Source organism: Bacteroides sp. CAG:189 (assembly GCF_000432295.1).
In the GTDB taxonomy this organism is placed as follows: Bacteria; Bacteroidota; Bacteroidia; order Bacteroidales; family Bacteroidaceae; genus Bacteroides; species Bacteroides salyersiae.
The window spans coordinates 98,934-109,994 of the sequence record NZ_HF991053.1 but is presented as its reverse complement, the minus strand read 5'-3'; the positions used below and the strand labels follow the sequence as shown (position 1 = coordinate 109,994).

The 11,061-nt window shown below is 45.3% G+C and carries 9 protein-coding genes and 1 pseudogene; 3 read left to right on the top strand and 7 right to left on the bottom strand.

Annotated elements, in window-relative coordinates; genetic code table 11:
- Positions 1-229 (bottom strand): annotated as a pseudogene (locus QVP90_RS07445) (pyridoxal phosphate-dependent aminotransferase); the annotation flags it as partial.
- A gap of 158 nt (positions 230-387) precedes the next feature.
- Here QVP90_RS07445 and proB point away from each other — a divergent pair.
- The 3 genes from proB to QVP90_RS07430 are packed head-to-tail and all read left to right on the top strand — an operon-like array spanning position 388 to position 3,759.
- The gene (proB, locus tag QVP90_RS07440) at positions 388-1,470 is read left to right on the top strand and encodes a glutamate 5-kinase (protein ID WP_021936066.1); all 1,083 of its coding nucleotides are present in this window, start codon (positions 388-390) and stop codon (positions 1,468-1,470) included.
- Positions 1,471-1,491: 21 nt separating this feature from the next.
- Positions 1,492-2,742 (top strand): glutamate-5-semialdehyde dehydrogenase, encoded by a 1,251-nt coding sequence (locus QVP90_RS07435; protein ID WP_007479020.1) that lies wholly within the window; start codon positions 1,492-1,494, stop codon positions 2,740-2,742.
- A gap of 60 nt (positions 2,743-2,802) precedes the next feature.
- Positions 2,803-3,759: an acetylornithine carbamoyltransferase gene (locus tag QVP90_RS07430; RefSeq protein ID WP_005926796.1), complete on the top strand. Its 957-nt coding sequence runs from the start codon at positions 2,803-2,805 to the stop codon at positions 3,757-3,759.
- 118 nt (positions 3,760-3,877) lie between these two features.
- Here QVP90_RS07430 and QVP90_RS07425 read toward each other — a convergent pair whose 3' ends face one another.
- From QVP90_RS07425 to QVP90_RS07400, 6 genes are all read right to left on the bottom strand, one after another.
- Positions 3,878-6,070 carry a pectate lyase family protein gene (locus tag QVP90_RS07425; protein WP_021936065.1) on the bottom strand — a complete coding sequence of 731 codons (2,193 nt, stop codon included), beginning with the start codon at positions 6,068-6,070 and terminating at the stop codon, positions 3,878-3,880.
- A gap of 272 nt (positions 6,071-6,342) precedes the next feature.
- The gene (locus tag QVP90_RS07420; protein WP_025819143.1) at positions 6,343-6,735 is read right to left on the bottom strand and encodes a rhodanese-like domain-containing protein; all 393 of its coding nucleotides are present in this window, start codon (positions 6,733-6,735) and stop codon (positions 6,343-6,345) included.
- Between the two features lie 37 nt (positions 6,736-6,772).
- Positions 6,773-7,918 (bottom strand): 1-acyl-sn-glycerol-3-phosphate acyltransferase, encoded by a 1,146-nt coding sequence (locus tag QVP90_RS07415; protein WP_005926803.1) that lies wholly within the window; start codon positions 7,916-7,918, stop codon positions 6,773-6,775.
- A gap of 9 nt (positions 7,919-7,927) precedes the next feature.
- Positions 7,928-8,902 carry a D-alanine--D-alanine ligase gene (locus QVP90_RS07410; RefSeq protein ID WP_005926806.1) on the bottom strand — a complete coding sequence of 325 codons (975 nt, stop codon included), beginning with the start codon at positions 8,900-8,902 and terminating at the stop codon, positions 7,928-7,930.
- A complete protein-coding gene (locus QVP90_RS07405; RefSeq protein ID WP_005926808.1) occupies positions 8,899-9,975 on the bottom strand; it encodes an RluA family pseudouridine synthase in 1,077 nt (358 codons plus the stop codon). Before QVP90_RS07405 ends, QVP90_RS07410 begins: the two co-directional genes overlap by 4 nt.
- Before the next feature lie 34 nt (positions 9,976-10,009).
- Positions 10,010-10,648: a PASTA domain-containing protein gene (locus QVP90_RS07400; protein WP_007479025.1), complete on the bottom strand. Its 639-nt coding sequence runs from the start codon at positions 10,646-10,648 to the stop codon at positions 10,010-10,012.
- Positions 10,649-11,061 lie beyond the last annotated feature (413 nt).

Sequence of the window (11,061 nt, the reverse complement as noted above, 5' to 3'; positions counted from 1 at the left end):
TTTCCTTCCTCAATTCAGGATCCCCCAAAGAGTGAGTGTAATGAGTCAAATGAGAATCATACGCTTTCTTAGCTGCTTCGGCAACACAGACAGGAACATCAAAATCGGGTTCACCTACTTCCAGATGAATAATATCGATACCTTGTTTCTGCAATTCATTGGCACGTTCCAATACGTCCATAACGATGAACGAGGTCATTTGTTCCACCTGAGGGTTAGTCTGCTTCATGGGTCTACTTGTTTTTTCGGGGTACAAAGATACGCATTTTTCAACCTAAATAATGCCGGGACAGGTCTTTTCATTCATGAGATTAAGTTGATTTCACACCCGCCTAACTTTCATTACGATAAAAAGTCCTATATTTGTGCTTTCAAATCGTTAGCAAAATGAAACAAGAGTTTACAAGAATTGCCGTAAAGGTAGGAAGTAATGTACTGACACGCCGGGATGGGACATTGGATGTAACCCGCATGTCAGCCCTTGTCGACCAGATAGCCGAACTGCACAAGGCGGGCGTAGAAGTAATCCTCATCTCTTCGGGTGCCGTAGCCTCCGGCCGTAGCGAAATACGGACTCTAAAGAAGCTGGACAGCATAGACCAGCGTCAACTCTTCTCGGCCGTAGGCCAAGCAAAACTAATCAACCGGTATTATGAATTATTCCGCGATCATGGTATCCCGGTGGGACAAGTGCTGACTACCAAAGAGAGTTTCGGCACACGACGCCATTACCTGAACCAAAAAAACTGCATGACAGTCATGCTGGAAAACGGAGTAATTCCTATAGTAAACGAAAACGATACCATCTCGGTCACCGAACTGATGTTCACCGACAATGACGAACTATCCGGTCTCATCGCTTCGATGATGGACACGCAGGCACTTATCATTTTAAGCAACATAGATGGTATTTACAATGGTTCTCCCAACGACCCGTCTTCTTCCGTCATCCGGGAAATCGGCCACGGCAAAGACCTGTCGAGCTATATACAAACCAGTAAGTCGAGTTTTGGCAGAGGCGGCATGCTGACAAAGACCAACATCGCACGCAAAGTAGCCGACGAAGGCATTACCGTCATCATTGCCAATGGAAAACGGGATAATATCCTGGTCGACATTCTGCAAAAGCCGGAAGAAACTCTTTGCACCCGCTTCACCCCGTCGCAGGAACCGGTATCCAGTATAAAAAAATGGATTGCACACAGTGAAGGCTTTGCCAAAGGTGAAATACATATGAACGAATGCGCCACGGAAGTTTTGAATTCGGACAAGGCCGTGAGCATATTACCGATCGGCATCACCCGTATTGAAGGTGATTTCGAAAAAGATGACATTGTGCGCATCATTGACTTTCGCGGGAATGCAGTAGGAGTAGGTAAAGCAAACTGCGACTCCGCACAGGCCCGTGAAGCAATGGGGAAGCATGGCAAAAGACCTGTAGTGCACTATGATTATCTGTATATAGAATAATAGATTTTAGAGCCCAAAGATATGAACCTCAAAGAAACATTTACCACCGTACAGGCAGCCAGCCGGAAACTGGCTCTACTGGACGATCAAACAATCAACCGGATACTGAATGCGGTAGCAGATGCCGCCATCGCCGAAACTCCGTTCATCTTAAGCGAGAATGCAAAAGATCTCGCACGAATGGAACAGAGCAATCCGAAATACGACCGGTTAAAGTTGACGGAAGCACGGCTAAAAGGAATTGCAGCCGATACTCGCAACGTGGCTACCCTCCCCTCGCCATTGGGACGGGTATTGAAAGAAACCGTCCGCCCCAATGGAATGAAACTGACAAAGGTCTCTGTCCCGTTCGGTGTCATCGGCATCATTTATGAAGCGCGCCCCAACGTCAGTTTCGATGTATTTTCCCTTTGTCTCAAAAGCGGCAACGCCTGTATCCTGAAAGGAGGAAGTGATGCCGACTGCTCCAACCGGGCCATAGTCAGCGTTATCCACGATGTGTTAAAGCGTTTCGGCGTAGATACACATATCGTAGAACTCCTGCCGGCCGACCGGGAAGCCACGGCGGAACTCCTGCATGCCGTAGGATATGTAGATCTCATCATTCCGCGCGGCAGCAGTAATCTGATAAATTTTGTACGCGAGAATGCAACGATCCCTGTCATTGAAACAGGGGCAGGTATCTGCCATACTTATTTCGACGAATATGGAGATACGGCCAAAGGAGCCGCCATCATCAATAATGCAAAAACACGCCGCGTCAGTGTATGCAACGCACTGGATTGCGTTCTCATCCACGAGAAGCGACTGAACGACTTGCCGGAAATCTGCAAAAAATTACAAGACAGCAACGTCATTATCTTTGCCGACCCCCAAGCCTACCACAGTCTGGAAGGGCATTATCCGCCGGCACTCTTGAAACCGGCTACCCCGGAAAGCTTCGGCACAGAATTTCTGGACTATAAGATGGCAATCAAAACCGTGAAAAGTATTGAAGATGCCTTGGGGCATATTGCAGAATACAGTTCCAAGCACAGCGAAAGCATCATCACAGAAAATAAGGAATGCGCCGCCCTATTCAGCAAAATTGTAGATGCCGCTTGTGTATATACCAATGTATCCACGGCCTTTACCGACGGAGCACAATTCGGATTGGGAGCCGAAATCGGTATCAGTACGCAAAAATTGCATGCTCGCGGTCCGATGGCACTCGAAGAAATAACCTCCTACAAATGGATCATTGAAGGAGACGGACAAACGAGGGAGAGTTGAGAAGAGATGAGAGAGGGGAGAATGGAGATGGGAGAAGTATAATTAAAAAAATAGAGAGATATGAAGAAATTTACTTGTGTACAGGACATAGGCGATTTAAAAATCGCCTTGGCCGAAGCATTTGAGATTAAAAAAGACCGTTTTAAATATGTAGAGTTGGGAAGAAATAAGACTTTGATGATGATCTTCTTCAATTCCAGCCTGCGTACACGCCTGAGTACCCAAAAGGCGGCACTCAATTTAGGGATGAATGTTATTGTTCTCGACATTAATCAGGGGGCATGGAAACTGGAAACCGAACGGGGAGTTATCATGGATGGCGACAAACCGGAACATCTGCTGGAAGCCATTCCGGTGATGGGGTGTTATTGCGACATCATAGGCGTACGCTCTTTTGCACGTTTCGAGAATCGTGATTATGACTATGAAGAAGTAATCATTAACCAGTTCATCAAATACTCCGGTCGTCCGGTGTTCTCGATGGAAGCAGCCACGCGCCATCCGTTGCAGAGTTTTGCCGACCTTATCACCATTGAAGAATACAAAAAAACCGCTCGGCCGAAAGTGGTCATGACTTGGGCACCCCATCCCCGTCCATTGCCACAAGCCGTACCGAATTCGTTTGCCGAATGGATGAATGCAACCGATTACGATTTTGTAATTACCCATCCCGAAGGTTATGAACTCGATCCGAAGTTTGTAGGCCGTGCAAAGGTGGAATACGACCAAATGAAAGCTTTCGAAGGAGCCGACTTTATCTATGCCAAGAATTGGGCTGCCTATACAGGTGACAATTACGGACAGATCTTAAGCAAAGACCGCGAGTGGACGGTAAGTGACCGCCAGATGGCAGTGACCAACCATGCTTATTTCATGCACTGTCTGCCTGTACGCCGTAATATGATCGTAACGGACGATGTCATCGAAAGCCCGCAGTCTATCGTCATACCGGAAGCTGCCAATCGTGAAATATCGGCCACAGTCGTATTGAAAAGACTACTGGAAGGATTGCAATAAGCAGCCTCAACACAGCATATCACAACAACAAAAGCTCCGGTTATCCGGCGGGAATACCGCAGACAACCGGAGCTTTTTCACTAAAACCATATTCAGCCTTCAACAGGCTATCCCAACACTACTGAAAGAATATCTTCTTCCCGTTTCTTATATAAATACCTCTCTGAGGATTCTGAACCACCCTACCGGACAAATCATAGATAATGCCATCTTCATCGGCAGCCTCACTAATCGTCTCCTCGATACCGGTCGAACTTGAAGCAGGTGTCAGATTTATATAGAAAAGATTATGCGAATCCGCCTTTGTTAATTCGTGCGAGCCGGCAGCTAATTTATAGGTAAGGATACCGTCTGAATCGCTTGCAACTTTCGTCCCGTCAATTTTAATATTAGGTGTTTTATCAGCTTTTCCAAAAACCAAAGTCAGCGTCATTTCCTCCTCTATTGTGAATTTTACAGAAGTGGCACTTTCCATTTTCAAACACCAATCATACTCCGTCCCGTTTACAGTTACCGAACCTTTATCTTTAGAATAGTTGCCTGTTACCGTATAAAAATCATTGGACGGTTTCTTATCAGCCGTGAAATAACAGGAATAATCGCCGTCCACCGGCGGCACAGGTTTATCATCACCGTCGCCATCGCCATCACCGTCACCATCACCGTCACCACCGGAAGTATCGCCGAAAACACCAACCAATTGAGAAGTATAATTAGTGATTGCAGACTTCAACGCAGTATTTACAGCAGACGAAGCGTCGTCAACCGCATTGTCAAAAGACCATTTAAAATCACCGTGCTGCATACGTCCGGCACCATATTGTCCGGAAACAATTCCCGGAATATCCGTTGCCACATCAACAGCGTATGTATACATCTTGCTCTTATCCGTATCAAAATTATTATAAGACGTACCTCCGGAAAGAGTCACATAAGAAGCCGGTACAACTTCATCACGTGTTTCCGCCTCATAACAATCAAAACTTGTAGCTGATTGCTTGTGTGTCACAAGTTTAAAATTGGAGGATTTCTCCGCGTAAACATTCCCATATGCTTTGATCATCCCACCGGTCTCTCCGCTAAAAGTTGCATTTTTCTCTCCATTTACAATATCTGTACCCTGCAAAGAAATCATCATCGGCTTATTTGTATTACGGAAATAGTTACTTTCTACAAATACGTTCGAACCGGTAGTAGCTCCCACCCCATATTTTGAGATACCGTCAAAATAATTGTTGTATACATGTACGGTCATTGTACGCACACGAGGATGGCGCGAATCCGAGTGATCGAACCAATTATGATGATAGCTGATAAAATTCTCTCCCGTTTCGGATGTCATACCACAAAGAGCCATCTTACCCGAATCCCAAAAACGGTTGTAAGAGAAAGTCATATATTTGGAATCTGCCTTACAATCCAAAGAACCGTCACCTTTAGCCTGGTCCGAAGCACTACCGGTTTTACCATAAAAGAAATCAATATTATGCACCCAGCAATTACTATTATCCGTATCCAACGAGATACAATCATCCATACAGAGCATAACCGCAAAGTTTCTAATTTCAACACTCTTGCAATTTCTCAGCAAAATGCCGAATCCCCGGATTGTAGCATCATTTCCCACTCCCTCAAGGGTGATGTTCATCTCGCTGTTCGCATTCTTTCCTTTAATCTGTAATCCCTCCGCACTACTGGAAAAATGGTCCATGTCATTTGCTTCAATCAGGCCGATGATACGAATTACCAAAGGTGTCGTATCATACCCTTTCTGACGTGCATCGATAATGGTTTGAAGTCCAGTGAAGGTTTCAACCTTGCCCTTATTGTCTGTGACAACAGGACAGGTCACCGTTTTAGCGGTCTTAGAGGTAACATAAAGCACTTTAGCATTATCCTTCAATGTTCCGTCATCCTTATATGCACCTACACCCGAATAATTGAAATGAGCAAATCCCGTACGATCGTGCGCTTTCACTTCAAATGTAGAAGACTCAACAGCCTGACCGGTCATTTCCGTTCCCTCTTCATCCACCGGTACTATTTTAAATTGATAAGTTCCGGCTTTGACACCTATCACATCCGCACGCCCGTAATCTCCATAATTACGTACCAGTTCCGCATCCAATTTGGAATAAGAGCCGTCAACCGACTTACAATAAACGCTATAGGTAGAAGCCCCTTCTACCAGATTCCAAGTGACATAGCCCGATTCGAACCAGCCTCCCACCTCTTTGATGGAAGTAGCAGCCGATAAAGCCATCGGCATTAATAAGGCAAAGGCAAACAAAAGTAAAGTTTTGAATTTCATAGTCTCCAATTTTATTAATTATATATTCAATGAAAAAAATCGCGGGTTTGACGACTGCAAGATTACGGAGAACTACGAAAACCCATGTGTAATAATAAGCCTTTTATGTAGAAAAAACGGTTTGCCGGGCTTTATCACCCAACAAACCGCTTTATAGTAAGCCTCTCCCCGCCCTCTCCGTGGGAGAGGGAGTAAGAAATGACTCGCAAACAATTGATTAGCAGTACTAACTTTGGCTCCCTCTCCCACGGAGAGGGTTGGGGAGAGGCTGTTTACTGTTCAATTGTCTTTCCTGCCTGCTGCCAGGCATTAAATCCTTTATCCAATTCAAAAACCTGATATCCCCGTTCACTCAAAATATCAGCCGCCTTCTTACTACGCTTTCCACTGCGACAATAAACCGCCACCGGCCTGTCTTTCTGAAGAGTAGAATCGGCAATGGCAGCAAACGAATCATCAAGCACGTTGATATTGATCGAAGCAGGGATACGTCCTTCCGAATATTCGGCCAAAGTACGAACATCCAGACGTTGCACATCGGAAGCTTCTATCAGAGACTCAAAGTCATTCACCGACAGCGACTTAAACTCGCCCTTCTGCTGGCAAGAGAAAAGCGTAGAGAAAAACAGGAAAACTCCTGTAAACAATTTATTCATCTTCGATATTTTTTATCGGGTTAGTATTAAGTTCGTTTCAGCCAGATTATTTAGCAGCCAGATAATTAGTCAACGGATTCGCATACATCAGCAACATCTTTTCGCGCAGAAACGGAATATCTTTATTCGGGATATCGATCTTGCCCAGTTGCTGCTCTATATAGTTTTCAAAATGAGCCTTTTCTTCCGGAGTATAGTAACCGGTAAATTCATCGGTCCCCGTCCGTAAATCATGAGCGATGTAATTACCCGGATACAAACGGTAACTGGCATGAATACGTTGGTCTATCAATGAAGAAATGTGCGCAAACAGCTCCGTCTTCGGCAAGCTGCGATCCATCTTTTCAAGAACATCATTTATGCAGGGAGCGGCCTGGAAATGTACTTTTCCCTTATAGCCGAACAGCCCCGTTTCCATATTACGCAAATCATCCTGCGTCGTTTTCTTATATCCCTCGATATCCCTTTTCAACTGAAACTCCTGCGCCTTGAGAAAATCGCAAGGGTCATATTCATACGAGATCGCCATCGGAGCTATGTTTATCTCCATCAGACGGTCTATAAGATCCCCTTCACCACCCATAGCCAACATCTTGAGCACGCTGTCCTGCGTACGGTCATTGGAGTCTTTGGCACGTCCTTCGCGCTGTGCAATCCAGACGGATTGATTCTTCTCCAGGATTGTGTAATGGATGTATCGTGACATGCGGGCAGAAGATTCCAGCATCTGACGCATGGTCAGCGCACGCTGCACAATAAACGACTTATTGACACGGACAAACTTCTTGATCCACGGATAGATCAGCAGATTGTCTCCGATCGCAATTTCTACTGTATCCATGCCCTGGTCCACAAGCAAAATCGAAAGGAAGCCCGAATCAAGAATGATATCCCGATGGTTGGTTATATACACATACGCCTTCTTTTTATCCGGTAGTGCCGTATGATCGAGAGTCAGGCCATTCGTATGCCTTTCGGACAGTTTCCAAAGGATATCATAGCAGAAGGTCTTCTGGAAATCCAGCTTTGTTTTGCAAGCACGTATTTTCTGGGCCAGAATCTCAAAAGGCACATTCGGTATCACAGTACAAGCGGCTTTCTGAAATGCCGGATCGGCAATTAATTCCTCGAATATACGGGGAAGTTCTTCGTCGTGATAAGGACGGATTTCATCAAACTCTGTTGTATTCATAACGCGTCACTAAAATTTATTCTCTATTATATCAGTCATTACATCCTTTATATCCAATCCGGCAGCACGCACTTGTTGTGGGATAAAACTGGTAGCTGTCATTCCGGGAGTCGTATTTACTTCAAGCAGGTTTATCTTATCACCGGCTGTAATGATGTAATCGACACGGATAATTCCCGAGCATCCCAAGATGTCATAAATGGCAGAAGTCAACGTTTGTACACGGCGTGTCAACTCATCGGAAATACGGGCCGGAGTAATCTCATCCACTTGTCCGTTGTATTTGGCATCGTAATCGAAAAATTCATTGTCGGTTACCACCTCCGTTATAGGAAACACTACTGATTTCTGTTTTGTTTTGTAGCAACCGCAAGTTATTTCAGTACCATCCATGAACGCTTCTACCAGCACTTCCTGCGCTTCACTGAATGCTTTCAGAATGGCGGGCTGTATTTGTTCACGGGTTTTCACTTTCGTCACTCCGAAGCTGGAACCTCCTAAACTCGGCTTGATAAAGCAGGGCAGACCGATTTTCTCTATCACGTCTTCATCCGAAACAGTTTGCCCCTGGCGAAGCAGTAACGACTCGGATATCCGAATACCGAAAGCCTTGAGATACTGGTTACAGATAAACTTATCATAAGTCATGGCAGCCGCCAATACTCCACAGCAGGAATAAGGGATACGCATCATATCGAAATACCCCTGAAGACGCCCGTCTTCACCCGGAGTGCCGTGAATAGTGATATAGGCGAAATCAAACTTCACCTTTTCCGCCCCTTTCATGAAGCTAAAATCATTGCGGTCTACCGGCGCCTTGCGTCCATCAGGCAGTTGCACTTCCCAACGGAGCCCTTCCATTTCAACGATATACAAATCATACTTCTCCTTGTCTATAAAAGAGTATATCCCCTGTGCACTACGCAGGGATACATGAAATTCGGAGGTATCACCTCCTGCCACGATAGCAATTGTGCGTTTCATTCTATTTCTCTGTTACTTATATAGCTTCTCCACTTCTCTATCAACCGGCTCATATCATCGGGCATTTCCGAGGTGAAATACATCTCCTCTCCCGTAACAGGATGTACGAACCCCAATGTCATGGCATGCAAAGCCTGCCGTGGACAAGTGTCAAAGCAGTTATTTACGAATTGTTTGTATTTACTAAAATGAGTCCCTTTCAGAATCTCATGTCCGCCATACCGTTCGTCATTGAACAATACATGGCCGATATGCTTCATGTGGACCCTGATCTGATGCGTACGCCCTGTCTCCAGGATACACTCCACCAACGTCACATAGCCCAAACGTTCGAGCACACGATAGTGCGTCACGGCATGTTTGCCGACAGTAGGATCGGACATGACCGCCATCTGCATCCTGTCCTTCGGGTTACGGGCGATATTGCCGACGATCGTCCCTTCGTCCTGCTCCACATTTCCCCATACCAATGCACGATAACGCCGTTTCGTCGTTTTATTAAAAAACTGGATTCCGAGATTCGTTTTCGCATCCGGTGTTTTTGCAATGACCAGCAATCCGGAAGTATCCTTGTCGATACGGTGTACCAAACCTACGTGGGGATCGTTGGCATCATAGTCAGGATTGTCCTTCATATGCCATGCCAGCGCATTGACCAGTGTACCGTGATAATTTCCATGCCCCGGATGTACCACCAGACCGGGCGGCTTATTCACCACCATTACATATTTATCTTCATATACGATGTCGAGGGGAATATCTTCCGGAATAATTTCATTCTCATAACGCGGACGGTCCATCATCACCGTAATCACATCCAACGGCTTCACCTTATAGCTACTTTTCACCGGTTTCCCGTTGGCCCTTACCAAACCGTCTTCGGCAGCTTTCTGGATACGGTTGCGCGAAGCATTGACAATACGCTCGAACAAATATTTGTCGACTCTCATCATCGCCTGCCCTTTATCCACAACCACCCGAAAGTGTTCGTACAACTGGGCATCCGCTTCCTCTCCGACAGGTTCTATATCATCAATATCATTCTCTATATCGTCCGGCAATTCCTCTATCATACAGTTTTCTTTCTAAATCTTGACAGGTATCCACTTAAAACCACGAATCATCAACCGGTGATTCATGACTATCCATTATGCTGTCTGCATTTTGAATGGAATCATTATCCACAGGCAACTCCTCTCCATCTCCCACCAACAGCGTCAGAGTGGCTCCTACGGGAACCTTATCCCCCATCTCCAATTGCCGGCCCATATACTTCACTCCATACACCCAGTCCTTTTCTCCGGGAATCATTTCATTCTCAGACAGTTTAAATCCCGCAGCCAATATTTTAGCCTGTGCCTGGCGCATCGAACTATTGTCCGCTACATCCGGCACGGGACGCAAAGGAATATTCAATGTATTGATAGTCAGATAAATTATTCTTCCCTCTTTTACTTTTTGCCCCACCGACGGGGTTACATCCAAAATACTTCCGGCCGGCTTATTCTTCACATAACTGGAATCCGATACAACACAAACCAACCCATGATTACGGAAAAGCATTTCCGCTTCATCAATTGTCATGCCTTTGACATTCGGCACTACGACAGCCTCGCCGTGACGGGTATAACTATCCAGCCATTTCAATACTCCGAAAAACAACAGGCAAACCACTGCCACCATTGCCATCAGATTTAACCAAAAGTATTTATTGGCCTTGAACGAAAAAAATTCCTTTATTGTCATAAATCTTAGCTGTTAATCCGCGTCAAAGATACAATTTTAACTACACAGTAGCATAGAGTTTGCATAGTTTTTCATTTCCGGAGACAGGGCGAGATACGTTAAGTTCGTTTCATACTATTGAAACGAACGGTTCCTCTTTATTGAAACCAACAGTTTCAATAGCATGGAACGAATGGTTTCATCCGTATGGAACGAATGGTTTCATTAAGTGAAACGAATGGTTCCACACCGAGAAACCCGGCCTGACATGCCGGGATACCCCGGATACCCTAACACAGTACGAATGGTCACCTCCGAAACGACAGGTCACCTGCCGGCATAAAAAAAGAAGCAAAGACAATGTCTTTACTTCTTCAATTTCGTTTTTTACAACTCTGCAGAAGAATTCCTTATGCTTTCACTCCGTTGTATTC